Here is a 25,217-nt window from a genome sequence, read left to right as displayed (position 1 = left end):
ATTCCGGCGCGCAGCCTCCGATCGCAACCGCGTCAGGCGTTCGCCGCCAATGCTGCATCCGGGGCACGGCGGAAGCTGATGGCAAGCCGGTTAAACGCATTCATCAGGCCAATGGCCATGGTCAGGTCCGCGAGTTCCTTCTCGCCGAATACCGCAGCGGCACGCTGGAAGTGTTCGTCCGGCACCTGGGTATCCGCGACGCGCGTGACCGACTCCGCCCAGGCCAGGGCCGCCTTCTCGCGCTCGCTGAACAACGTGCCCGCTTCGTGCCAGGCTTGCACGAGCGCCAGCTTTGCCGGCGTGACGCCGTGCCGGATCAGGTCTCGGGTATGCATGTCCAGGCAATAGGCGCAGCCGTTGATCTGGCTGACGCGCAGATAGACCAGCGCGACCAGGACATCGTCCAGGCCTGACTGCGTGACATAGCCATAGACAGACCCGAACGCCTTCATGCCACCCGGCGCCGCCTTGGTGTAGTCCAGCCTCATTTCAACCTCCCTGCTGGTCGTGGGTAGTCAGCGCCGTGTCGTGCGAATCCACCACGAACACGGCCAGTAGTTTGGCCGGCTTGCGCCGGTCCGCATTACGGCTCACGCGATGGCGCGAGCCCGGTTCCTCGAAGAATGCTTCGCCAGCCTTGTAGACGCGCTCCGGCTCGTCGTTCACCTTGCTGGCGATGCGGCCCGAGACCACATAGGCGTAGATGAACGCCGAGCTGGCGTGGGTATGCGGCAACGAAGCGCCTCCGGGCGGATAGACGACTTCCACCGCGATCAGCGATTTACCTGGAATGTTGGAAATGGCGCGCGAGAAATTCGGCTTGACGATATCGCCGGCGCCGGCCGGTTGCGCGCCATGCGCGGCAGCGGTCCCGGCAAACGCCAGGCCGGCAGCGGCCATTATCGAAAGCAATGCATGTCGAGGTGTCATGGGTATGGAGGACAGGAAGTACTAAAAAAAGCGCCGTTAACGTGGCCGGCAACGGCGCGGGGAAACGAGGTGGCCAGCGCGCGTCACAACGCTTCGGCCGGTGCGGCGGTGGCGCGATGATGCACGGCCGGCCGGCCGCTGCGGCGATGCGCGGCTGCGGTCAGCACGAACGCGAGCGCGATCATCGCGGCAGCGAAGAGACTCAGGTACTGCCCGCCGGTCGACCGCAGCACGATGGCGCCAAGCACGCCCGAGCCGGCAAGGCCGAGATAAGTGGCCGTATTGTTCAGGGCCAGCAGCAGCGGCGCGACCAGCGGCGACAGTTGCACCAGCCGGTGCTGTTGCGGCACGATGAGGCCCCATCCGCAGATGCCCCGGATGACCAGCGCGATGATGGCGCTGACCGGATGCGCAGCAGTCCACGGCAGCGCACAGAAATTGAAGATGGCAGTCCACAGCATCGCATTGACGATATGGCGGCTGTCGAACCGGTCCACCAGGCGGCCGGCGAGCAGGTTGCCGACCGTGGCGGCAACGCCCCACAGCAGGAACAAGCCCGCGAGCATGCGTTCGTCGCCGTGCGTCACCGGCTCCAGTACCACACCGGCATATGTGTAGACCATCAGGAATCCGCCGAACGCGAACAGCGAGGTCAGCAAGGTCAGCGCGACGCGCGGGTCGCGCATCGGGGCGAGCCGCTCGCGCAGCCTGACCGCGGCGGGCAGCGGAACCGACGGCAGCAGGCTCCAGACGCCGATCATCGCCAGGGCCCCCAGCGCCGTGACAAACCACAGCGTCGACCGCCAGCCGCCGAAGCCGCCGATCAGCGTGCCGAGCGGCGATCCCAGCGCGGTAGCGCCCGTGAGCCCGGCGGTTACGGTGGCGAGCGCGCGGCCGCGTTTTTCCGGTGAGGCTAGCGCCGCGGCAACGCCCAGCGCGGTGGGCGAAAACAACGCGGCGCCGAACCCGGCCAGGGCCCGGCTCATCAGCACCCAGCTCACGTCGGTGGCGAGCGCGCTGATGGCGTTGCCGACGACAAAGATGCCAAGCGCCGAGACCAGCAGCAGCTTGCGCGGCAAGCCGCCGGCCACGGCCGCCATCACGGGCGCCGCTACCGCATAGGTCAAGGCGTAGCACGTCACCATCAGGCCTGCCACGCTGACCGATGTCTGCAGCGACGCCGCGACGCTGGGCAGGATCCCGGCGACGACAAAGTTGTCGGTGCCCATTGCGAACATGCCCAGCGCCAGGATCAGTAGTCGACGGTCCATACGAAAGCTCTTGCGAAACGCGGTTGAGGTCGAACGCGGAAGCGGCGCATACGCCGCGGCCTACTGCGCGGCCACCTCTTCGACCGCTCCGGTAGTGACCCGCCAGCAAATCATAGTCATCGTTGACCGCGTCTCAAATGTCATATATACCGTCAATTCAGGACACGCCCAGCGACACCCAATCAGGACTACCCATGCACACCATCGGCTTTGTCGTATTCCCGAACTTCTATGTGTTGGCCCTGGCGGCGGTTACCGCGTTCGAACTGGCGAACGTCGTGCTCGAAGAACGCGCCTACGACGTGACGGTGCTTTCCGAGCATGGTGGACTGGTGATGTCGTCGGCAGGTATCCGCGTCGAGTCGCAGCCGTTCGGCAAGACCGCGTTCGACACGGTCATGTTCGGCTCCGGCGTTGAAATCGACCTGGTTTCCGCGGCGCTGACAGCGTTTGTCAGGCGCGCGCTGAAGACCTCGCGGCGAATCGCCGCGCCTTGCACCGGCGCCTTCATCCTGGCGCACGCGGGCGTGCTGGATGGCCGGCGCGCGACCACCCATTGGCGGTTCGCGCACGATCTGCAGCGGCACTTCCCCAAGGTGGTCGTCGAGGCGGACCAGATCTTTATCGTGGACGGCCCGATCTGGACTTCGGCCGGCATGACCGCGACCATCGACATGGCGCTGGCCATGATCGAGAAGGACCATGGCCAGGAGGTCTCACGCGCGGTCGCGCGCAAGCTGGTGATCTACCATCGGCGCGCGGGAGGGCAGTCGCAGTTCTCCACCTTGCTTGACCTCGACCCGAAGTCCGACCGGATCCAGAAGGCCATCGACTATGCCAGCGCCAATTTGCGCAAGGCGCTGACGGTCGACGAACTGGCCGACGTCGCCGGGCTCAGCCCGCGCCAGTTCAGCCGGGCCTTCAGCGCCGAGACCGGCCAGTCGCCCGCCAAGGCGATCGAACGCCTGCGCGTGGAGGCCGCCAGGCTGATGCTGGAAAAAGGCCGCCTGTCGCTTGACGCCATTGCGGACGAGGTGGGATTCTCGGACCGCGAGCGGATGCGGCGCGCCTTCCTGCGTACTACCGGGCAACCGCCTCAGGCGGTCCGCCGCCAGAGCCGGACAACGCGTGCAACCGTGCCTGCATGAGCACGAAACCGTTCATGCGATGATGCGCAGGCCTCCGCCAGCCTGGCCTTACCATGCCCGACCGCATCCCCCGCTCGTCCCCGGTGCAACGCGCGCTCTCCATCCTGCGGGCGCTTTCCGATCCGCAGGTCCGGCGCCTGTCCGATGTCGCGCGCGCCACCGGACTCGACCCGGCAACATCGCGCCTGCTGGACATGCTGGTCGCGAAAGGGTTCGCCACGCGCGATGCCCGGCGGCGCTTCGGCATCGGCGCCGAGGTGTTCCAGCTTGCCGACGTGGCCCAGCGCCGCGTCGACCTGCGCGCGCTGGCCCGGCATAGCCTGGAGCGGCTGGTGGAGGAATTCGAGGACACCGCCGTGCTGACCGAAGCCAGCCGCGGCGAATCGGTCTGCACGCAGATCGAGCTGGGCACCTATGCGATCCGTGCCAACTATGTCGAGGTCGGCACGCGCCGGCCCCTGGGCGTGGGCGCGGGCAGCATGGCGGTGCTGGCATGGTTGCCGGCGGCGGAGCGGGCCAGGCGCTTGCAGCACACCTCGCGCAGGCTCGCGGCCTACCCGCGGCTGACGCCGGACCTGATTGCCAGCGAGGCGCAAGCCGCGCGCGAGCGCGGTCATGTGATGTTCCTCGACTGGGTGGTCGAGCACATGGGCGGCATCGCGGTGCCGATTCTCGACTACGAAGGCCAGCCGCTCGGCGCGCTCAGCATTGCCGCGCTGAGCGAGCGGCTGCGCGCGCGCGAAGCGCGTCTTGCCAGACGCCTGAAGGATGAAGCGCGCCGCATCAGCAGCGCCTGGACCCGGCGCGCCGGACCGCGCTAGCGCGTCAGGCCGGCGGCCCGCGCAGCAGTCCGGCGAGCGCCTCGGGGATGTCGAGTTCAAAGCGCAGCACCGCGCTGGCCAGCGCCTTGCCGTAATTGTCGAGCGCCAGGCTGCGCGATACGCCGCCGCCCAGCGCGCCGTGCGCGACAAAGTTCAGCGCCTGCAGGCCGTCGACGGCATAGCGCTCTACCTCTCCCGTGATCACGCCACCGAACATGGCCTTGAACGCCGGCGCGGTGAGCTGCGCTTTCAGGTAAGGATAGAACGCCGGGTCATAGGCAATCACGGCCGTATTCGAGGTGTTGCCCTTGTCGCCCGACCGGGTATGCGCAACGCGCCGCAAGCAAACGATCATGGCTGGCCCTCAGAGAAAGTGAATGCGGGACTCGACCTGCGCGCGCGGCACCAGTGCCGACCACACGCCGATGATCTCGCGGGTGCGGTCCTGGTGCGGCACGCGCTTGCCGGTCGACGCCAGCCCGCACACCGCCATGCTGTCGATCTCGCGGCCGACCTTGGCGGCCTCTTCGCGCGTGCGGGTGCGCGCAGCGACGCGCACGGCAATCTCGTTCGGCTCGCATGGCGGCACCGGCGACGCGGCGCCATGGATGGCATTGCCCCAGTTCCTCGCAGATCTGCGCGATGCGGCGGGCCGCGCCGAGCGGATGGATCCAGCCCTGGTTGCTGATGATGCGCGTGCCATTGGCCAGGCAATGCGGCAAGACCGCGCGCATGCGCTCGTCAAGGTAGGTATCGTAGCCGGCGAATGCGGGGTCGCGCCGCCTGCGCACTTGCGCCGCCGAGACCGTTGCCTCGGCCATGGTTTCGAAGCACAGGTAGTCGAGCCGGCCCAGGCGCGCGCTGAGCGCGGCCGGTTCGACGCGGTCGCCCCACCAGCCGGAGCCGGAGCCGACGCGCAGCGTGGTCTTGGTCATGGACATTGTCAGGAAGTGGGAGTGTCGCCTTACTGCGGCTGGATGCCCGCCTGGCGGATCACGCGCGACCATTTCTCGTGGTCCGCGCGGAGGATCGCCGCGAACACGGCCGGGGTGTCGCCGCCCGGCATCGCGCCGAGCTGCTCGATGCGCTGCCGCACCGCCGGCTCGGCCAGCACGCCGGCCGCCGCCTGCTGCAGCCGCGCGACGATCTGCGGTGGGGTGCCGGCCGGCGCGAGCAGGCCAAACCAGGAATTCACCACGTAGCCGGGCAGGCCGGATTCCTGCACCGTCGGCACGTCGGGCAAGACGGGCGAGCGTTGCGGGCTTGTCACGGCGAGGGCCCTGACCTTGCCCGCACGGATCTGTGCCAGCGCCGAAGGCAGGTTGTCGAACATCAGCTCGACCTGCCCGGCCAGCAAGTCCGTCATCGCGGGCGCCGCGCCCTTGTACGGTACATGCTGCATCCTGACGCCGGCCATGCTGACCAGCAGCTCGCCCGACAGGTGCGGCGAGCCGCCGGTGCTGGTCGACGCGTAGTTGATGCGCCCGGGCGCCCTCTTCGCCAGCGCGATCACGTCCGCCACCGATCGCACCGGCTGCGACGCATTGGTCAGCAGCACATTGGGCGAGTTGGCCACCAGCGTCACCGGCGCGAAGTCCTTCGCCGCGTCATAGGGCATGCGCGCGTACAGGTAGGCGTTGGTCACCTGCGTGCCAAGCGTGCCCATCAGCAGGGTATAGCCATCGGGCGCGGCGCGCGCCACCGCTTCGGCGCCGAGGTTGCCGCCCGCCCCCGGACGGTTCTCCACCACGACACTCTGTCCGAGCACCTCGCCGAGCCGGGCGCCGACCACGCGCGCCAGGATATCGGTGGTGCCGCTGGCCCTTACCCACGAACGCCAACGCGCAACCATTGATTGGAATCACGTAGCGCTGCATTCGTTTCGGGACAGAAGCATCATGGTCTTGAGCCGTGACTCGTGCGGTCAGACTGATAGCAAGGAAGCCAAACGCTATCCATCGTCACGTCAATGCACGGCGAACCTTTGGAGCTATCGCATGCATCCCCAGGCCTACCGATTGTCTTGCTTCGGTGTTGGATCAGGTACGAACCGCATCGACCGGATGATGGCGAGCACATCGGGCAGTGCGTGCTCCGATCGTTTCAAGACCGGCTTGCCGCGCGTTTCGGTGATCTCGCGCGGGTCGTAGCCTAATAGCACGTCGCCGTTTTCACTCATAACCGCGCGATGCTCATCACCCATGCAGAAGGCCAATGTCCGAGGACGTGGCGGCGCAATTGCGCTCCATGTCTCTATGTACGCCTCGCTGTAGTAGCGTGGGTTCAGTTCTCCAAGTTGTCTGAATTGAATATCCCTTGCATGGGCCTTATCAACGCCGCGGTATGCTTTCATTAGTTTCGGACATATCTCTTTAGCGGCTCCGGCATGACAGCTGATCGAGAAATGCAGGGCGCGATCATAGCGATCCTTCGGATAGTGGTTGTTGTGACGGAAATAGCCGAATAGAGAAGGACTGGGCTCGGCTAGGTCAGCATAGCCACCAGCTTTCGCTACAAATTCGACCGCGCAATCGCTCATTGGGATTACGTAGCGCTGCATGCCATTTGGCAGAGCCGCATCACTATCCAAGCCAGCCCGGGCATTCAATGCAGCAGGCAGCAAGGCAATAGCCGCCCAACGTCTAGCCAACGCTAGACGGCCTTGCAGCTTTACTTTTTCCATCCATAGTCCTCCGGTTTGATTTGCTCCATGCCAGCTCCATCGGGAAAGGTCGGATGCTCGAACAGCAATACTTGCGCATAGGCGTAGGCGTGATACCTATCCACAAGGCCGTTCAACGCGGGATTATCCCGTCCCAAATGATCCGGCAGGTTAACGGTGCAAGCCACGCGCCGGAACGACACATTTTCGTAGAACACATACGGCTCTTGTTTCTTTAGCCGGCTGCTGAAATGAATGTTGAAGGTCCGTCGCTTGTTGGGGGTGTATTCGTCGGCCTCTTCGTTAGCCCGGTTCAATAACCAATAGTAGCCAGCGCTGTCCGCGGCCTCATAATGCTTGTCCACTATCTCACCGCGCCACCTTGCCACAGCATCTGGTATGCGAGCCTCCACAGCGCGAAGCGGCACGTTGCTGCGTAGCTTGCTTGCCTTTTCATGAGCAGTGGCAAGCAGCGTGCTGAGCGAGGCATCGATGTTACGCCCCCGAAACTTCCAGTACTCGATGTAATTCCCTGGATGAGTAAGCTGCAAAGCTCCCCGCCCATACCATGGCGCATACCAATTGTTCCCTCCACCGACCTCTACCAAAGTACTGAGCCAGATCGTTTCTTGTACCGAGTTCCCTAAGAACGCGGCAAGGCGCGGTCGCGTAGTCACTCCATATTTTCGCCACATGGTGTTGAACTGCTTGTAGTGGGATGCGATCAACTTCCCGGCCGAATTCTGTGCTGCTTCATAAACTATCTTGGCCGGAACCCCCGCCCCAATGCCCCGCAACATCCTCGCCGGAACAGCCTGCCTGAGTTCATCGACACTAAGCCACAGCGCCCGACGCATATGATGGATGAACTGCAGCGGGTGGAAGTGCCATACCGCACGGGGCAATCCAGTGTGCTGCCAGAATGCAAGTTTCTGCGCCTGCTCCTTGAACCGCTGCCAGCTGTCCTCCGACACCAGCGGCATGCCCGGTTTGCGCAGGCGCGCAAAGCGTGCGTCCAAGTCGGAGACATCCCATTCAGTCGGATGATTGACCACCAGATGACGCAGCGCCGCCTTGCCCGCGTCGCTAGTGTCGCTCAGCAACTGAAGCGTCGCCGAATCATCTACGATGGCATCGGCCGGACTCATCATCGCGCCTTCTTCAACCTTCTTCCAGCCCAGCCAATACGGGAAGTCCGCGTCAGACAACCGGACGATACCGGCCTGCGACAGGTCGATATAGCCCGCCGAGCCGGGCGCATAGGGCACCAGTTGCCAATTGTCGGTGTGGCGGCTGCGCTCTTCGCTCAGCACACGCCCGAAGGTAAGCCACTCCAGGCCGGCGCTTGGGTTGTCCGGATACAGCGCCTCCGCAAGAGCCCGCATTGCATAGGCATAACCCGGCTGCACGAGCCGGCCGATTTCGCGGTACGCGCCATGCTCGGTGCGTACGCGTGTGGTGGTGATGCGCTTGTCCTTGTCGAGTCGGACGCTGACATAGAGCGATTGCCCGGCATTGCTCCCCGCTGTGCCAGCCGGAAACATCGGGTTGTCATCCTTGTCCGCCGTCCGCCATACCCCATTGTCCTTGGGCAAGCGCGGATGCGCCGCTACAAATGACTTGCCTTCCGGGATAACGAAGTGAACGTCGCCGTAGATGTCGGCGCTGCCCTTGTCCGTGATGCGGCTGCTGTCGCGGAAAAAGTCGGCCAGTGCCTCGTCGGGACAGAATATCTCGAAGTGGAAGCCACTGCGCCCGGCCTGGTGCTGGCTTCCCGGATAGCCCAGTATGTCGCGCCGGTAGACCTTGGCTTTCTCGGGATCGTCCGGCACGCGCGCGTCCCGGCTGGTACGGGTTCGGTAGCACGCCGGTAGCGTGTCGGTACGACCGTGCAAATGCTCGGCGGCGGCCAGGTTCATGTACAGCGAATAGAACACCACTGGCGTGGCGGCGCCGGTTTCGGTCTGATGGCGCAGCAGCACGAAACTGGTGTCATAGGGCTGCCCTTCATAATTTTCGGTATTGGGTGCCAGCCGGTAGGCCACGATGGTGCCATCTGCGATAGCGCGAACCGGCGTGGCCGCATTGGCACCGACATGCAGACCGCCGTGCCAACAGTACGTGTTGCCGACCATGCGGGTCGGATACGCGCCCTTCGGGTCGTCCGATTGCGCCAGCAGCCGCGCCAGCCAGGCGTCCTCGGACTCCTCCATGGCGTTGCCTGCCGGCGGCATTGTAAGAATGGGATAGCTGATGATCATGGCGCGATCCGGCTCAGGAGTATGGGAAGGAACCGGGTATTTCCCATGGAGTCGCTGGTGCCATTGGCAGCGGATAGTCGTGGCGGACGCCTGGCTCGAACTTCCTCTGCGCGGCCTTATAGGTAATCGGCCCTGGACATTCAAAGGTAATGTTGCCACCCTCAATCGTGATGGCAGCCCCAGCAGCCGTCGCAATACGAATGCGCTTGGCCGCAGCAAAATCCACATTCATATTGGTGGACACGATGGTCAGGTCGTCCCGCGCCGCCAGCTTTAGAAGATCATGCTGCGCCTGGATATCGATATCATCCTGCCCCGCCGTCAATTGCAGGCCGACGTTGCCCTCGCCGGGAGCGGACAGCCCGGCCGCAATGCCGATCGCCTGTCCCGCATGAATGCGACCCTGCCCCGCGACGGCGACATTGTTGTCCTGCCCGCTGGCCAGCACGACGCTCTCGCCGCTGGCGATCTGCAGGTCCTGTCCCGCCACCACGGCCACGCCAGCCCTGCCGTTGAGGTGGACCATCGGCTCCGCTTGGTGCGGCACCTTGCCTGGTGTGCTGGTATTGCCGTCGGCGGCATCACCCTGGGCCGCTTCTAGCGATTGCCCATCGACCATGCCGGCTGCGGCCCTGGCGTGTTTCGCCAACGGTGACTCATCGTCCTTGCCTGTCGACAGCGCCTGGCTTTGATGGGTGGTCGCGCCATCGCTCAGCGTCCTGACCAGATCACCGGCCTGCCGCAACAGTGCGATGCCGGCGGCGTTGTCGCCGGTCGGCAGCACGCGGCCCGTGACGGCATCGCGATAGGTCGTAAGCAGTAGCCCGGCCTGGCCGCGTACCGCGACGTGGCCGTCGGTGCGCAGCTCGAACCCCTGCCCCCGGAAGCTGCCACGGCGATTGGCCTGCTGGTGGATCACGTGGCCCAGATTGAGCTGGGTGGCTTGTTCGGTGGTGGCCACTTGCGTGCGCAGCTGCTCATCGGTGTCGTCGAACACCAGCTGGTTGTAGCCCTTGCCGCCATGCTCCTGGCTCTTGAACCCGGTCAGCGCGGCGTCGTTGCGGTGCCCATCCGGATCGGCACCCATGCCGTGCCACGCCGGGCTGTTGCCGCCGGCAAGGTTGCCTTGTGCGCTCGGCTGGCTGTCGGAGCTCATCGCATAGAGGCCGCTGGCGTCATACGGCTGGGAGAACGTGGTGGCGGCCATTGACTTGCCGCCCGGCGTGGGCGCGATGCCGGCTTCGCCCTGGCCGTTGTACAGCGCGCCGATCACGAACGGCTGGTCGATATCGTTGTCGGCAAACTTGACCAGCACCTCCTGGCCGATGCGCGGCAGCCATTGCCAGCCCATGCCGGCCCCCGCCTGGCGCTGTGCCACGCGCAGCCAGCGGCTGCTCCGATCGTCGGCGCGCGCGCCGCGCTGCCACGGGAAGCGCACGCGGATCTGCCCGCGCGGGCTGGCGTGGTGTTCGGCATTGCCCTCGGCCTCGCTCTGTCCCTCCGGGCCGACCACGATTGCGGTATGCACGCCCAGCGGGGTAGCACGGCTGTACAGGCGCGGGCAATCGCCCTCCAGCACGGCGGCGCGCCACGGCCGACGCGCTTCGAAGGCACGGAAGAGCGCCGCATGGCCGTGTTCCCGTGCTGCCGCCAGCAGGGCTACGGTCGGCGCCAGCCGCTCGGCCGCGTCGTCGACGAAGCTGCGCATCAGACCAGTCGTAGTCGCCGCAACATCCGGCGCCGGCGGTGGCGTGTCGAAGCGCAATGCCGCTTCCAGGGGGCCGATCCGGTCGGCGAGCGCGGCGCGCGTCTCCACGGCGAGGTTGTTGATGCCGCAGTGCTCCACCGCATCGAGCAGCAGCGGGTAGCCGGCTGCATCGTCGTCCAGCGGCGGCAGGTGCGGGCAGCCGGTGACGGTCAGTCGTGTGCCGCTGCGCAGCGTGCGCGCGGAGGCGCTGCCGGTGAACACCAGCGCGCGGGCTTCGATGGCTTCCATCACCTGCTCGGCGACCCGCTGCGCGCTGGCCGTGTCCGGCGCCAGCGACAGGCTGACGGACAAGTACGGATGGGGGCTGGCTGCCCGGCCTGAAAATACGTCGAAGCGTGCCGGCGCGTGGCCACGGACGGTGCGCTTGCCCTCGGGATCCCAGGCGCCCACTGCGACGCCGCCGACAGCGGCACGGGTTTCACAGATCAACTGCTGGATCGCGTCGGCCGATTCCTGGCTATGCGCGCGGTGGTAGCGGATGCCGCCGCCAGCGGCTGACTCGGGGTCCTCAGGCAGTTGCGCACTGTCGGCAAAGATCACCACGGCGTGGCCGAAAGGCGCTTCCTCGTCTTCCATCACGGTGTAGCCCATCCCGGCTTCGGCCAGCAGGCGTGACAGGAACTGGTAGTCGGTCTCGCGGAATTGCGCCAGGTGGGCGCGTTCGCCGAACGCGGCGATGCGGGATTCGGCGCCGGCGGCGTAACGCCATTGCGCGTACGGCGCGTAGTCCTGCAGAACGGCGTTGATGATGCCGTCGAGCTTGCGGTTCTGGAACACCTGGCTGTGGCGCTGCTGCGTGGTCAGCCACAGCCACGGGACCACGGTCAGCCGGTAGCGCGCCAGGCTGCCGTCAGCGCTAAGCTTCTCGGCCTGCCGGATCAGGCCGGTGCGCCGCGACTGACCGCCGCCGGCAAGCGTGATGATCAGCGTGACGCGCTGACCGAGCAGGCTGTCCAGCGCGATATCGGCATTGGCGCTGACCGCCACGATGCGCCATTCGAACACCGCAGAAATGGCTTCGCGGCCGATCCAGGCTTCGACGGCAAGTTCCTCGACCGGCGAGCCGCCGTCCAGCCTGTACAGGCGATGATGCGATGAAAAGAGATGCTGATAGAGCGTGGCAAGGTCCATTTCCAGTACAACCAGGGCAGCGCAATCACTGATGGGCGAATGTGCGAATCTGCCCTGAAAGGGTACGGAAGTCCATCAGAAATGTATTAAATGATATTTATAGCTATTTTTATCAGATAAAAGAAACCGTCATGGGGCATCTGCCGGGTTCGCTTAACGAAAAAAAAGCCGCTCCGAAGAGCGGCTTTGGCAGCTTCATGGGCGCGCGGCCCATCGTCGCATCAGTCGTCCAGCAGCGACAAATCGCGCACCGCGCCCTTGTCGGCCGACATCACCAGCTTGGCGTAGGCCTTCAGCGCCGCGGACACCTTGCGCGGGCGCGGCTTGGCGGGCTTCCAGCCCTTGGCGTTCTGCGCCTCGCGGCGGCGTGCCAGCTCTTCGTCGGACACCAGCACGTTGATGGTGCGGTTGGGGATGTCGATACGGATCTTGTCGCCGTCTTGCACCAGGCCGATGGCGCCGCCGGCTGCGGCTTCGGGCGAGCAGTGGCCGATCGACAGGCCCGAGGTGCCGCCGGAGAAGCGGCCGTCGGTCAGCAGCGCGCAGGCCTTGCCCAGGCCCTTGGACTTGATGTAGCTGGTGGGGTAGAGCATTTCCTGCATGCCGGGGCCGCCCTTCGGGCCTTCGTAGCGCACGATCACCACGTCGCCGGCCTTGACCTTGTCGTTGAGGATGTTCTCGACCGCTTCGTCCTGAGATTCGGTGACGTGGGCGGTGCCCTCGAACACCAGGATGCTCTCGTCGACGCCGGCGGTCTTCACCACGCAGCCGTCGAGTGCGATGTTGCCGGTCAGCACCGCCAGGCCGCCTTCTTTGGAAAAGGCGTGCTCGTAGGAGCGGATGCAGCCTTCGGCGCGGTCCAGGTCCAGGCTGGGCCAGCGCGTGTTCTGGCTGAACGCCACCTGGGTGGGAATGCCGGCCGGGCCGGCCAGGTAGAACTGCCTGACCGCCTCATCCTGGGTGCGGGCGATGTCCCACTGCGCCAGTGCGTCCTTCAGCGTGGGGGCATGTACCGTCGGCACGTCGGTGTGCAGCTTGCCGGCGCGCTCCAGCTCGCCCAGGATGGCCATGATGCCGCCGGCGCGGTGCACATCCTCGATGTGGTACTTGTTGGTGTTGGGCGCGACCTTGCACAGCTGCGGCACGACGCGCGACAGGCGGTCGATGTCGGTCATGTCGAAGTCGATTTCCGCCTCGCGCGCGATCGCCAGCAGGTGCAGGATGGTGTTGGTCGAGCCGCCCATGGCGATGTCCAGCGTCATGGCGTTCTCGAACGCCTTGAAGCCCACCGCGCGCGGCAGCACGCGCGCGTCTTCCTGTTCGTAGTACTGGCGCGCCAGTTCGACGATGCGGCACCCGGCGCGCTTGAACAGCTGCTCGCGGTCCGCGTGCGTGGCCACCACGGTGCCGTTGCCGGGCAGGGACAGACCCAGCGCCTCGGTCAGGCAGTTCATGGAATTGGCGGTGAACATGCCCGAGCACGAGCCGCAGGTCGGGCAGGCGGAACGCTCCACCTCGGCCACGTCGGCGTCGGAATACGCGCTGTCGGCGGCGATCACCATGGCATCGACCAGGTCCAGCTTCTTGAACTCCATGGCCTTGGTGACGGGGTTGGCCAGGCGCGTCTTGCCGGCTTCCATCGGCCCGCCCGAAACGAAGATCACCGGGATGTTCAGCCGCATCGCGGCCATCAGCATGCCCGGCGTGATCTTGTCGCAGTTGGAGATGCACACCATGGCATCGGCGCAGTGCGCGTTGACCATGTATTCGACCGAGTCGGCGATGATGTCGCGGCTGGGCAGCGAGTACAGCATGCCGTCATGGCCCATGGCGATGCCGTCGTCGACCGCGATGGTGTTGAACTCCTTGGCGACGCCACCCGCGGCCTCGATCTCGCGCGCGACCAGCTGGCCCAGGTCCTTCAGGTGCACGTGCCCCGGCACGAACTGCGTGAAGGAATTGACCACGGCAATGATGGGCTTGGAGAAGTCTTCGTCTTTCATGCCGGTGGCGCGCCACAGCGAGCGCGCCCCCGCCATGTTGCGGCCGGCGGTGGAGGTTTTGGAACGGTAAGTGGGCATGGTCTTGCTTTAGAAGTATCGCGGGTAGGAAGCGGGCCGCGGGAATAAGGGCCCTGGCATGCCCGTGCGATCAACCTCTTGAGCTGCGCCGTGGGCAAAGCCGCGATTATCCCACAGCCAGCGCGGCAGGCGCTTTCCCCGCCGCGCGGCACGCGGCGCCCGCCAGGCCGACCGCAATGTTCGGGCGGCCACCATGGGAGCGCGCCACCCGCCTCCGATACCCTTGCGCGATTGCCGTTTCGGGGAAATGCTTGCGCTTATGTCACCTGCGCGGAGCAACGTCATGGATACATCAAGCGAACTGCAAGCCACCGTGGACGCCCTGGCACAGCCTGGCAAGGGCCTGTTGGCCGCCGACGAGAGCGGCCCGACCATCGCCAAGCGCTTCGAGCGCATCGGCGTGGAATCGAGCGAAGAGAACCGGCGCGCGTGGCGTAACCTGCTCCTGGGCACGCCCGGCCTGGGCGAGTACATCAGCGGCGTGATCCTGTACGAGGAAACGCTGGGCCAGCGCAGCGACGATGGCACGCCGCTGCCGGAACTGGCCGCGCGCCAGGGCATCGTGCCGGGAATCAAGGTCGACAAGGGCAAGCTCGCCCTCGCGCTCGCCCGCGGCGACGAGATCACCGAGGGCCTCGACGGGCTGGGCAAGCGGCTGGCCAACTACCGGCAACAGGGCGCGCGCTTTGCCAAGTGGCGCGCGGTCTACAACGTGTCCGATACCCTGCCCGGTCTCGCCGCGGTACAGGCCAATGCCGAAGCGCTGGCCCGCTACGCCGCGATCTGCCAGCAGGCCGGCGTGGTGCCGATCGTCGAGCCCGAGGTGCTGATGGATGGCGGCCACTCCATGGCCCGTTGCGCCCAGGTAACCGAGGCCGTGCTGCATGAAGTCTTCCACGCCCTGCACCGCTACGGGGTGGCGCTGGAACACATGCTGCTCAAGCCCAGCATGGTGCTGCCCGGCAAGGAGGCCGGCCACGCGCCACCGGCGGAGGTCGCGATGCAGACCGTGCAGGTGCTCAAGCGCGCCGTGCCTGCTGCGGTGCCGGGCATCTTCTTCCTGTCCGGCGGACAGACTCCCACCGAGGCCACGGTCAATCTCGACGCCATGAACCGGCTGGGCCCGCTGCCGTGGCGGCTGTCGTTCTCTTATGGGCGCGCGCTGCAGGAGCCGCCGCTGCTGGCCTGGCGCGGCGACGCCGCCAATGCCGCGCAGGCGCAACAGGCATTGCTGCTGCGCTCGCGGCTCAATGGCATGGCTTGCCTGGGGAAATATGAGGCGGCGCTGGAGGGCGCGGCCGGTTGAGCAGAAACGACGACAGAAGGCCAGCCACCAGCGCAGTCGGGCTCGCGCCAGGTGGCGGCAGGAGACTGGCCCCTGCCGGCATCCAATACGCGTAATCGGCTCGATGGATGCCCGCGAGATCGAAGCAATGCCATTGCGACGCGGGCAGTGCCCGGAATAAAGGCCGCGACGGCTATCGCTTGAACTGGCCGGCCACGCCGCCCGAAGCATGTCCGGCAACTGGCAACGCCTTCGCCAGTACCCCTGGGCCTTCGGCCTAACGAGTGATCGTTCCGAAGAACGGTGGCACTTATGGATTGGCCCGGCCAACCGCACCGTCCCTTGAACAGGGCCTGGATCCGGGCTAAGTTGGAACAGCCATCTGCGCTGACGGGGGCCGATATGGTGCAACTGGCACCTCTACCAAGGTTGCTGGCCTTTGCGGCCATGCTGTTCGCACCAGCGCTACTTGCCCAGCAGAGGTTATCGATGCCGCTCATACTGACATCCCCTGCGTTCGCCCAAGGCGGTGAGATTCCCACTGTGCACACCTGCGAAGGCGCCGATGTGTCGCCTCCCCTGGCGTGGTCAGGGTTGCCGCCCTCCACTGCCAGCCTGGTCCTGATCGTCGATGATCCGGATGCGCCGGATCCGGCGTCACCGCAAATGACATGGGTCCATTGGCTCGTGTACAACCTGCCGCCGCAGCCCGGCGCGCTGGCGCAGCATATGAGCCGGGATAGCTTGCCGCCGGGCGCTCGCCAAGGTTTCAACGACTGGCACCGCGCCGATTATGGCGGCCCATGTCCTCCAATCGGCCGGCACCGGTATTTTCACAAGCTGTATGCCCTGGACATCGTGCTGCCGGATCTCGGCAAGCCGGACAAGGCAGCGCTGGAACAGGCGATGCGAGGCCATATATTGGCCCATGCCGAACTCATCGGGACTTACCAGAAACACGGGCGCTGATGCGCAAGACGCGCGGAAGCCAGGTTTCGTAAGTCTTCGAGTCTCCAAATGAATCCGCGCGCGTCGTCGTACAAGGGGCCGTTCCCCACGTGCGACGCGGCGCTCAACGTACGAAGGTCTCGAACTCGCCGGCAATGTGCTCGGCCTGCACCGCGATGGCGATCGGACCAGCGATGCGCCGGGGTGGTCGAAGCGCAGCCAGGCTCAGGCAGGCAGTTCAGGCTGCGCACGACCGCGCGCGGTGCGGCTTTCCTTGGGGCTGCAGCCAAAGTGCGCGTGATACCAGCGCGAGAACCCGCTCGGCGCGGAGAACCCCAGGAGCGTCGCCACCTCGGTCAACGGACGGTTGGTTTCCATGACGTGGCGCGCCGCGAGTTCCGTGCGGATGTCGTTGACGATCGACGAGAACGGCTTCCCCTCTTCCGCCAGGCGGCGCTGCACGGTGCGGCAGCCGATGCCCAGGTGCTCGGCGACCTGCTCGATGCTGCAGCGCCCGCTGGGCAGCAGCAGCACCACCATGCGCCGGACGTCGTCGAGCATGGTTGCCTGCCGCGACATGGCCGCGGTGTCTATCAATTGCTGCACATAGCGCGCCATGGCCGGATCGGCATACGGGTTGCGCGCGTCGAGATCCGCCTTCGGGCAGACGATGCAGTTGAAGTCGTAGTTGAACTCGACGTTGGGGCCAAAAAATCGCTGGTGCACACTGAGGTCGCGCGGGGCCGGATGTTCAAAGCACACGCGCGCCGGCTCCCAGTCGTGCTTGTGAAGCTGGCGAATCAGCCGCACCATGACGCCCAGCGCCAACTCGACCCGCTGGCGCGTGGGCTCGTGCGCATTGCCGGCCATGACCCCTTCGCGGATGATGACCAGATCGCCGCACTCCTCGATCGCCAGCGACAAGGCACTGTTAAGCAGCGCCTGATAGCGCATCAGCATCTGCAGCGAGTCCCGCAGCGTCGGCTGGTCTCGGATCAGCAGCCCTACCGGCCCGAGATTGGATAACAGGCGCGATTCCGCCATGCACAGCCCGAAACTCTCGTTGCCTGACAGGGTTGCGGCCGCCTGCAGCAGGCGCCCAAGGCGCTCCACGGGAATCATGATGTCCGGCTCGCGCAGCGCGTTCGGGTTCAATCCCGCATCGAGGAGCATGCGTACCGGATCCAGTCCGGCGGCTCGGGCAAGCTCGCTGAAGTTGGTCAGGGCTGCGGCGCGGACAAGTGACGACATCGGACGGGCGGGGACGGGGGCTGTGACACATAAGGATAAATGCCTGTCACGTACTGTCAAGCGGGAAACGGCGGCAGCCGACACACTGCTGTGGCGGCACGATTACTACAGGAGACAACGTCATGAATCAGCCACTAGCGGCGGCACCCGCCGTGGTTCGCGCAACATCTCTCGGCACGATCCGGGTCGAGCCCCTCACCTGCACGATCGGCGCAGAGCTCGGCAACGTCAATCTGGGCGTGGCCGCCGAGGATGCCCAGCAAATGGCCGAAATCCACGCACTGCTGCTCAAGCATCGGGTGCTGTTCTTTCGCGACCAGGACATCACGCGCGCGCAGCACGTGGCCTTTGCAAGCCGCTTTGGCCAGCTGGAAGACCATCCGGTGGTGGGCAGCCACCCCGATCACCGCGGACTCGTCCAGATCTATAAGACGCCGGACAGCCCACCCGACCGCCACGAGAATTCCTGGCATACCGATGCCACCTGGCGCGAAAAGCCTCCGATGGGCTGCGTGCTGCGCTGTGTCGAATGCCCGCCGGTGGGCGGCGATACCATGTGGGTCAACATGGTCGAGGCATACCAGCAGTTGCCCGAGGAGATCAAGGCGAAGATCGCCCCATTGCGCGCGCGCCACAGCATCGAAGCAAGCTTTGGCGCCGCGATGCCAATCGAAAAGCGTCTTGCGCTGAAGGCTCAGTACCCCGATGCCGAACACCCGGTGGTGCGCATCCATCCGGAAACCGGAGAGAAAGTGCTGTTCGTCAACGGCAGTTTTACCACGCACTTCACCAACTACAACGTGCCGGCCAACGTTCGCTTCGGTCTGGACAAGGCGCCGGGCGCCAGCAACTTGCTCAGCTACCTCGTCAGCCAGGCCATGATCCCCGAATACCAGGTGCGCTTCCGCTGGAAGAAAAACAGTGTTGCGTTCTGGGACAACCGCTCAACCCAGCATTACGCAGTCATGGATTACCCGCCGTGTCATCGCAAAATGGAGCGCACCGCCATCGTCGGTGACGCGCCATATTGAAGATCGGCCTGGACCCCGGGCATGGTCTCGATAACCCCGGCCGTTCCCGTCGTTCCCGGCCTGCGTGACCCTGTGCGGTCCAGCCGCAACGGCGGTCGTCGCGCCTGATATCCACGAGCAGCGAGGCGGGCCGGGAACCCGCCCCCTTCCACCAGCGCTTGCACCAGCGTGAACCCCCGGACCGGCGCAGGCTGATCGTTGCATGAGCCTGCCCCGCGCTGCCGTGGCGAGACTATTCCGGCTGGTAGTTGATGGACTTCAGCAGCGCGGCCTGCTGCTGGTACGCTTGCCTGAGGTCCGCCATCATCTCGTCCGAAGTGGCGGCATCCCCCTGCTCCATGCCCATTTCCTTGATGCGCTTCTGCACCGCGGGTTGCCTGAAGTAAGCCAGCGTTGCCTCGCGGACCTTATGCTGGATTTCCGGGGCAACGTCCGGGCGCGACCACACCGCGAACCAGCCTGCCTGCGACAGCTGGGGATAACCGAGCTCCTTGAAGGTAGGCACCGCCTCCAGCCCGGAGATCCGGGACGGATAGGCCACCGCGATCGCCTTGATCTTTCCCGCCCTGATCAGCGGCAATGAGGTTGTCACCCCATCGAACATCAGTGGAACATGGCCCCCCATGAGGTCGTTCAATGCCGGCGGCGAGCCCTTGTAGCCCACATGCCGCATTGGCACCTGGGCCAGCTGCCCGAACAGCATGCCCGAGGTGTGGCCCTTCAAGCCCGGCGCATAGGAAGCGAACACGAGCCCGTCCTTTTGCGATTTGCCGTATGCCACCAGCTGCTTGAGATCGGCAAACGGCGCATCCTTGTTGGCAACCAGCACCAAGCCCGTGCGGCTGACCTGTGCCAGGGGCTTCAGGTCGCTGAATGGCTTGTATTGGACCTTGTTGGCCAGCGGCGCTTCGCTCACCACACCGCCCTGTATCAGCAACAGGGTATGGCCATCCTTGCCGGTCGACTGCAAGTCGCCGATGGCCAGCGCACCCGCTGCGCCCGCCTTGTTTTCCACGATCACCGGCTTGCCCCACGTCTTGTGCAGGCCTTCCGCCAGCAGCCGCGCCAGTGCGTCGGCGGTGCCGCCCGCGGGACCGCCCACCACGAGGCGGACCGGCTTCGTCGGCCAATCCGGCTGGGCCTGGGCCGCGGGCATCCAGGCGGCGACACCCACACCGATCGCCACGACGCATCCCCGCCACCCAAAGTTATGGTTGTATTGCTTCATGTTCGTACCTCTTGATCACCTTACAGCTGCCCATACTCGTTGGGCGAACGCAGCCTTCACTCTGCACGCGAAGGATTGGCGTTCGCCCTGTGTTGCCGCTTCTCACTAGTCGATCTGGATCCGGGCATCGGCAGCGATCTTCGACCAGAGTTGCAGATCGCGGCCGACCATCTCCCGGAACTGCTCAGGCGTGGTCACGGGCGGCGGCCCGAAGTTCATCGTTTTCATCGCGGCGGCGAGATCGGGAGCCTTCTGCACCTTGTTGATTTCGTCGCCGAGCCTCTTCAGGATCGCCGGATTGGTACCCGCCGGCGCGAAGACGCCGAACCACCCCACCGCGTCGAACTTGTAGCCCTGCTCGCCCATGGTCTTGACCTCGGGCAACTGCGGCGCGCGCGCATTGCCGGTAATGGCAATGGCGCGGATCTTCCCCGAACGCAGGAAAGGAATGGGGGCTCCCGGATCGGTCCAGCCTATTTTCACGACGCCTGAAGCCAGATCGGTCAAGAGCTGGTTCGAAGTCCGGTACGGAACGTGGTCGGTCTGCATGCCGGTCTGCTTCTTCAGCCATTCCATCGTCAATTGCCCGGAAGATCCCGTAGACCAGGTGGCGTAGCCGTATTTGTCCGGATTCGCCTTCACGAACCGGACCAGCTCCGGCAGGCTGTGAACCGGCAGGTCGTTGCTCACCAGCAGCACCACGCCACCCTCAGCCGTCTCGGCAATCGGCACCAGGCTCTTCTTCGGATCGTAAGGGATGGTTTTCAGCACAGCCGGCGCGATAACCATGTTCGACGCCGTGGTGTAAAGCAGCGTGTACCCGTCGGGCGGTGCCTTGACAACGAAGCTGGTCCCGACCACCCCACTGCCGCCCGGGCGGTTGTCAACCACCACCGGTTGCTTCAGCGATACCGACAAGCGTTGCGCCAGCAGGCGCGCCAGCGCATCGGTTCCCGACCCTGCCGACGACGCCACGACCATCTGGATCGGGCGCGCGGGCCAGGCATCCTGCGCGCCCACCGGCGCCGAAGCGCACAACGCCGCGAGCGCTGCGGCGCCAAGCGGGACTGCAAACCACTGCCTTGGAAATGCCATTGTCACCCTCCATATCCTTGTTCTGTCCCGCGCCCGGGCCTCAGGCCGGCAGGCTTTCCTGCTTGCGCAGGAATCCCTGGTGGCCGCCATTGCGATTGGGGGCGAAGCCATTGGCCTGCAGCGTCTCTTCCACGGTGTCGTAGAAAACGCCGAGCTTGAGGATTTCGCGCGTTTGCTGCGCGGTCGCGATGGGGCGACCGAATTCGCCCGCGATACGCACCAGTTGCCTGATCTGCTCGACCGAGCTCATCTTGCCCGTGCGCGTCTGGTTCCACAGTACGTCCTCGATGCCGCATCGCACATGCAGGCCCAGCGCCATGCCGATCATATTGATGGGCAGCACATTGAGGACCGAGCTTTCCACCGTCACCACGGCGCCATCGGGGACCGCGCGCAGCATATTGGCGAGGTTGTAGATATTCGCCTGGTCCATGCCGCCGCTGATCGCCACCCAGTTCATCACCAGCGGGCCCTTGTAGACGCCGCGGCGAATCATCCGCTCGATGGTTTCGAAGCTGTTGATGTTGTAGACCTGGAACTCGCTCTGGATACCGGCGGCCGACAGTCGCCGGATATGTTCCTCGGCCCAGCTGGGATTCGAGGGCACGATCATGTCCTTGTACGTGTCGTAAAGGTGCGGGAATCCGCGCGACACGCCCTTGAAGTCATCCACGCCGGCATGCTCGGTCACGTTCATCTGGGTCGTGTTGACGGTCACCGTGACCTGATCGGGCTTCGGCTCGAGTTCGGCCAGCATATGCCGCGTGTCGTCGCTCAGCCATTTGGCGGCCTGGCCCTCTTCGGGCGCGAAGCTGATCGAGCCGCCCACCTGGATCACCATGTCGGGCACGGCGGCGCGCACCCCGGCGATCAGCTCGTTGAACATCGACAAGCGCTTGCTGCCCTTGCCGTCGGCTTCGCGGACATGCAGATGCAGCACCCTGGCACCGGCCTCATAGCAATCCACCGCCTTCTGGATCTGTTCTTCCATGGTGACGGGAATGTCTTCCGGGAAGTCCGAGGGAATCCAGCCCGGCGCATAAGGCGCCGCCGTAATGATCAGCGGCTGCTGGTTCTCGGGATACAGGTGGCCGTCAAGGAAGTTCATGGTGTTGTGTCTCCAGGATGAATCGTGAATGTCGGGAATGTCGGATCAGAAGAAGGCGCTTGGCAAGCCGGAAACCTTCAGATCACGAAAATGGACGAGCCCGTGGTCTTGCGCGCCTCGAGGTCGCGGTGCGCCTGCACGGCATCCTCCAGGGCATAGCGCTGATTGATCTCGATGCGGATGCGGCCCGCCGCGACATGGCCGAACAGTTCATCGACCAGTTCCGCCTTTTCGGCAGGGTCGGCGATATAGTCGGCCAGGCCAGGGCGCGTCAGGTAGGCCGAGCCCTTGCGGGCCAGGATGGCCGGATCGAAACCGCTGACCGGGCCCGAGGCAAAGCCAACGCATACCAGCAGGCCGCGGCGCTTGAGCGAGTCGAGCGAGGCCATGAAGGTGTCCTTGCCGACGCTGTCGAACACCACGGACACGCCCACGCCATCCGTCAACTCGCGCACGCGCCTGGCCACGTCCTCATGGCTGTAGTTGATGGTGTAATCGCAGCCATGGGCGCGCGCCACTTCGGCCTTGGCCTCGGTCGAAACCGTGCCGATCACGGTCAGCCCCAGCAGCTTGGCCCATTGCGAAACGATCAGGCCGACACCCCCCGCCGCGGCATGCAGCAGGATGGTGTCGCCCGCCTTGAACGGGTAGATCCGGCGCATCAGGTAGGCGGCTGACAAGCCCCGCATGGTCATCGCCGCGGCGACTTCGCATCGGATCGCCTCAGGCAGCTTGATCAGCGGCGCGGCAGGGATCAACCGCTCGGTGCTGTAGGCGCCCAGCGTGTTGGTGAAGCCGGTATAGGTCACGCGGTCGCCGACCGCCAGGTGGGCGACGCCGGCCCCCACGGCCTCGATCACGCCGGCTGCTTCGTTGCCGATGCCGCTGGGCAGCGGAACCTGATACGTGCCGCTGCGGAAATACGTGTCGGCAAAATTCAGTCCTACGGCCACATGACGGACGCGGACCTCGCCTGGCCCCGGCTCGCCGATGGCAGCGGTCTCAAATCGAAGGACCTCGGGCCCGCCCGTTTCGTAAATCCTGATGACTTTCGCCATGTGTCTCCTGTCTGCTGTCGAATATGAAAGTGCGCGTCGGCTTCCCGGCTGGCTTGCCTGTGGGACGGCCTGTGTGGCCAATCATCAGGCCGTGCCGGGCATTGCGCTTTCCCCTGGGCGTCTTGGGCTTTCCCTTTTCTGACACGGAGCGGCGCGGCCGCTCGCGTTGGCGTGGGCAGAGGAAGGGGGTTTAGGGATGGTCCGCGTGCGCGGAGGAGGGGGTGGCCGATGCCAGTTCACATCCGCCTGCCGACTGGCACCCGCAGGATGGCATGGGGCATCGGCGGCAAGGACTTGCAATGCTGGCAATGTTCCCCCGGACGCACCCCGGACGAGTCCGCCTGATCCGTTCGACGCAAGCGGCCGGCCAACCGAGTGCGCCCGGCGCCGCGCTGTGGGTCGGCTGCCGGTGCCGGCCGCTATTTCTGCATCTGCCTGATCGCACGCTCGCGCGACGCCTGCATGTCCTGCATCAGCCGGTACGCCGCGTAGTACTTGAAGATATTGCGCACATAGGTGGTGGTCTCGATGCCGATCTTCTCCGCCACCACGATCTCGACGTTGTTGAACCACTTGTCGGGATCCAGTCCGCGCGCCGCCGCTTCCTTGCGCATCTTGGCGATATTGCCCGGCCCGGCGTTATAGCTGGCAAAGGCGAACAGCGGCCGGTTCGCTTCCGAGAAATGCGCGTCGGGGAAGTACTTCGTCATCAGCCGGTCCATGTACTTGGCGCCGGCGTGGACGTTGGCTTCGGCCATCCGGATATTGCCGACATTCAGTTCCTTGCCGGTGGCCGGCATGATCTGCATGATGCCGACCGCGCCGACATGGCTGCGCGCCTCCTGGTTCAGCTGTGATTCCTGGAAGCCCTGCGCGGCCAGCATCAGCGGATCGAAGCCATAGTCCTTGCCATACTTCTCGAAGAAGGCAATGGTCTGCTGGAAGCGCTTGTACTCGGCATCGTCGGTATTGTTCTTGATCTGCTTGATGCGCAGCATGGTCTGCTTGAGCCGGTACTCCGCCCCGCCCTGCTTCTTGACGAAATTGAAGTAGAAGTCTTCGATCGCCTGCCGCAGTTGCGGGCTGTTCTTGCGGTAGGCCCAGCCGGTATAGCCGCCTTCGCGCACGGCCAGGTCTTCGCGCACCTTGATGTTTGGCAGGATCTGCGCCCACATCGCCGCCTTCCAGTCATCGACCACCAGGATCTGCAGCACGCCCGCGTTGAGCATCTCGAGCGCGTCTTCGTCCTCGAGCGCGTCGGGCAGCATGACCAGCTTGATCGGCACCTTGCCGGCGTGGCGCAGGCCGTCGTTCAGCACGGTCAGGCTTTCGAAATAGCTGCTGGCGCGCCGTACATGCACGGTCTTTCCGGCGAGATCGTCGAGGCGCTGCAACGGCGGCGCCTTTGGCCCCGTGACCACCAGCTCGCGCACCGGCTTGCGGTCGCGCGGCGCGGTGAAGTCCACCTGCTTCAGCCTGCTTTCGGTCTCGGTGAGGTTGCCGGCGGCGATATCGCCAAGCCCCGCCATCAGGTCGGGCAGCAGCCGGTCGCGCGTGGTCGGGATGATGATGATGGTCAGCGGGCGCTTGCCGAGCTGGTCGGCGTATTTCTTGTTCAGGTAGCGCTCGAAGTCACGCACCAGCTCCGCGGTCAGTCCGCGCTCGCGGCCCTTGTCGCTGAAGTAAAGCGTGCGGCTGTACGGCACCAGCACGCGGATGACGTGGCTCTTCAGCATCACGTCGAAGTCGCCGGTACGGGGCTTGTTGGCAAGGTTCAGGCCGCGCGGCTTGGCGGGAGTGGCCTGGCCTGTCGCGGCGGTAGCGGCAGGGGTCGATGCAGCGGCTGGCGGATTTTGCGATGGCGTTTTTTGCTGGGCTACGGCAGCCGGTCCGCACAGGCTGAGCGCGCCCATCAGGCCGGACAGAAGGAGGCCTGCCAGCCAACGGGAAGGGCGGACAGCGGACATGGCGGGGATCGCAAGCCGCGCAAGCAAGCGCGCGGTTTGCCCATATGGAGTCTAGGCGCGAAATCAGGAGTTGCAAGCGGAGCACCTGCCCGCTTGCGCAGGGCACGCGATTGCCTCCCGCCGCAAAAGCCCTTAACATGGCAACCCGATCCCATCACCGAGGTACTCGTCAT

20 protein-coding genes and 1 pseudogene are annotated in these 25,217 nt (G+C 65.3%); 5 read left to right on the top strand and 16 right to left on the bottom strand.

The window, feature by feature from the left end:
• Positions 1-32: 32 nt before the first annotated feature.
• The 3 genes from CBM2586_RS18495 to CBM2586_RS18485 all read right to left on the bottom strand — a co-directional run bounded on the left by CBM2586_RS18495 (position 33) and on the right by CBM2586_RS18485 (position 2,201).
• On the bottom strand, positions 33-488 hold the full coding sequence (locus CBM2586_RS18495; protein WP_115665519.1) for a carboxymuconolactone decarboxylase family protein: 456 nt from the start codon (positions 486-488) through the stop codon (positions 33-35).
• A 1-nt stretch (position 489) separates the two neighbouring features.
• Positions 490-930: a cupin domain-containing protein gene (locus tag CBM2586_RS18490; protein ID WP_115665520.1), complete on the bottom strand. Its 441-nt coding sequence runs from the start codon at positions 928-930 to the stop codon at positions 490-492.
• Positions 931-1,013: 83 nt separating this feature from the next.
• Positions 1,014-2,201, bottom strand: a complete 1,188-nt coding sequence (locus CBM2586_RS18485; protein WP_115689084.1) for an MFS transporter — start codon at positions 2,199-2,201, stop codon at positions 1,014-1,016.
• Positions 2,202-2,395: 194 nt separating this feature from the next.
• Between CBM2586_RS18485 and CBM2586_RS18480 the strand changes: the two genes are divergently transcribed.
• Positions 2,396-3,349 (top strand): GlxA family transcriptional regulator, encoded by a 954-nt coding sequence (locus CBM2586_RS18480; protein ID WP_115689082.1) that lies wholly within the window; start codon positions 2,396-2,398, stop codon positions 3,347-3,349.
• Positions 3,350-3,402: 53 nt separating this feature from the next.
• Positions 3,403-4,170: an IclR family transcriptional regulator gene (locus tag CBM2586_RS18475; protein ID WP_115689080.1), complete on the top strand. Its 768-nt coding sequence runs from the start codon at positions 3,403-3,405 to the stop codon at positions 4,168-4,170.
• A gap of 4 nt (positions 4,171-4,174) precedes the next feature.
• Here CBM2586_RS18475 and CBM2586_RS18470 read toward each other — a convergent pair whose 3' ends face one another.
• From CBM2586_RS18470 to ilvD, 7 genes and pseudogenes are all read right to left on the bottom strand, one after another.
• Positions 4,175-4,525: an AtuA-related protein gene (locus CBM2586_RS18470; protein WP_115689078.1), complete on the bottom strand. Its 351-nt coding sequence runs from the start codon at positions 4,523-4,525 to the stop codon at positions 4,175-4,177.
• Positions 4,526-4,534: 9 nt separating this feature from the next.
• Positions 4,535-5,105 (bottom strand): annotated as a pseudogene (locus CBM2586_RS18465) (acyclic terpene utilization AtuA family protein).
• A gap of 29 nt (positions 5,106-5,134) precedes the next feature.
• Positions 5,135-6,022: a Bug family tripartite tricarboxylate transporter substrate binding protein gene (locus CBM2586_RS18460; protein ID WP_115689076.1), complete on the bottom strand. Its 888-nt coding sequence runs from the start codon at positions 6,020-6,022 to the stop codon at positions 5,135-5,137.
• Between the two features lie 159 nt (positions 6,023-6,181).
• Entirely contained in the window at positions 6,182-6,853 is a 672-nt protein-coding gene (locus CBM2586_RS32110) for a hypothetical protein (protein ID WP_198035863.1), read from the bottom strand.
• Complete coding sequence (locus tag CBM2586_RS18450; RefSeq protein ID WP_145987426.1) at positions 6,841-9,093, bottom strand: M23 family metallopeptidase; 2,253 nt, start codon at positions 9,091-9,093, stop codon at positions 6,841-6,843. The genes CBM2586_RS32110 and CBM2586_RS18450 overlap by 13 nt, the downstream gene beginning before the upstream one ends.
• 13 nt (positions 9,094-9,106) lie before the next feature.
• The gene (locus tag CBM2586_RS18445) at positions 9,107-11,992 is read right to left on the bottom strand and encodes a type VI secretion system Vgr family protein (RefSeq protein ID WP_115689072.1); all 2,886 of its coding nucleotides are present in this window, start codon (positions 11,990-11,992) and stop codon (positions 9,107-9,109) included.
• A gap of 221 nt (positions 11,993-12,213) precedes the next feature.
• Complete coding sequence (gene ilvD, locus CBM2586_RS18440; protein ID WP_115689070.1) at positions 12,214-14,073, bottom strand: dihydroxy-acid dehydratase; 1,860 nt, start codon at positions 14,071-14,073, stop codon at positions 12,214-12,216.
• A gap of 283 nt (positions 14,074-14,356) precedes the next feature.
• Here ilvD and CBM2586_RS18435 point away from each other — a divergent pair, with 283 nt between their 5' ends.
• Together CBM2586_RS18435 and CBM2586_RS18430 are read left to right on the top strand one after the other, a co-directional pair.
• Positions 14,357-15,379, top strand: coding sequence for a class I fructose-bisphosphate aldolase (locus CBM2586_RS18435; RefSeq protein ID WP_115689068.1), 1,023 nt, complete (start codon positions 14,357-14,359; stop codon positions 15,377-15,379).
• A 468-nt stretch (positions 15,380-15,847) separates the two neighbouring features.
• Complete coding sequence (locus CBM2586_RS18430; protein WP_115666493.1) at positions 15,848-16,327, top strand: YbhB/YbcL family Raf kinase inhibitor-like protein; 480 nt, start codon at positions 15,848-15,850, stop codon at positions 16,325-16,327.
• A 204-nt stretch (positions 16,328-16,531) separates the two neighbouring features.
• On the opposite strand, the gene CBM2586_RS18425 is transcribed toward CBM2586_RS18430, so the two are convergent.
• Positions 16,532-17,557 carry an AraC family transcriptional regulator gene (locus CBM2586_RS18425; protein ID WP_115665530.1) on the bottom strand — a complete coding sequence of 342 codons (1,026 nt, stop codon included), beginning with the start codon at positions 17,555-17,557 and terminating at the stop codon, positions 16,532-16,534.
• Between the two features lie 122 nt (positions 17,558-17,679).
• Between CBM2586_RS18425 and CBM2586_RS18420 the strand changes: the two genes are divergently transcribed.
• Positions 17,680-18,588 (top strand): TauD/TfdA dioxygenase family protein, encoded by a 909-nt coding sequence (locus CBM2586_RS18420; protein ID WP_115665531.1) that lies wholly within the window; start codon positions 17,680-17,682, stop codon positions 18,586-18,588.
• Positions 18,589-18,820: 232 nt separating this feature from the next.
• On the opposite strand, the gene CBM2586_RS18415 is transcribed toward CBM2586_RS18420, so the two are convergent.
• The 5 genes from CBM2586_RS18415 to CBM2586_RS18395 form a co-directional block, all read right to left on the bottom strand.
• Positions 18,821-19,816: a Bug family tripartite tricarboxylate transporter substrate binding protein gene (locus CBM2586_RS18415; protein WP_115689066.1), complete on the bottom strand. Its 996-nt coding sequence runs from the start codon at positions 19,814-19,816 to the stop codon at positions 18,821-18,823.
• Positions 19,817-19,921: 105 nt separating this feature from the next.
• Positions 19,922-20,911, bottom strand: a complete 990-nt coding sequence (locus CBM2586_RS18410; RefSeq protein ID WP_115689064.1) for a Bug family tripartite tricarboxylate transporter substrate binding protein — start codon at positions 20,909-20,911, stop codon at positions 19,922-19,924.
• A 40-nt stretch (positions 20,912-20,951) separates the two neighbouring features.
• Entirely contained in the window at positions 20,952-22,019 is a 1,068-nt protein-coding gene (locus tag CBM2586_RS18405) for a 3-keto-5-aminohexanoate cleavage protein (RefSeq protein ID WP_115665534.1), read from the bottom strand.
• Between the two features lie 77 nt (positions 22,020-22,096).
• On the bottom strand, positions 22,097-23,077 hold the full coding sequence (locus tag CBM2586_RS18400; RefSeq protein ID WP_115665535.1) for a quinone oxidoreductase family protein: 981 nt from the start codon (positions 23,075-23,077) through the stop codon (positions 22,097-22,099).
• A 419-nt stretch (positions 23,078-23,496) separates the two neighbouring features.
• A complete protein-coding gene (locus tag CBM2586_RS18395) occupies positions 23,497-25,044 on the bottom strand; it encodes a transglycosylase SLT domain-containing protein (protein ID WP_115689062.1) in 1,548 nt (515 codons plus the stop codon).
• Positions 25,045-25,217: the final 173 nt, after the last annotated feature.

Origin of the sequence: Cupriavidus taiwanensis (assembly GCF_900250115.1) — a bacterium.
In the GTDB taxonomy this organism is placed as follows: Bacteria; Pseudomonadota; Gammaproteobacteria; order Burkholderiales; family Burkholderiaceae; genus Cupriavidus; species Cupriavidus taiwanensis_B.
This window is presented reverse-complemented; position numbering and strand designations above follow the sequence as displayed.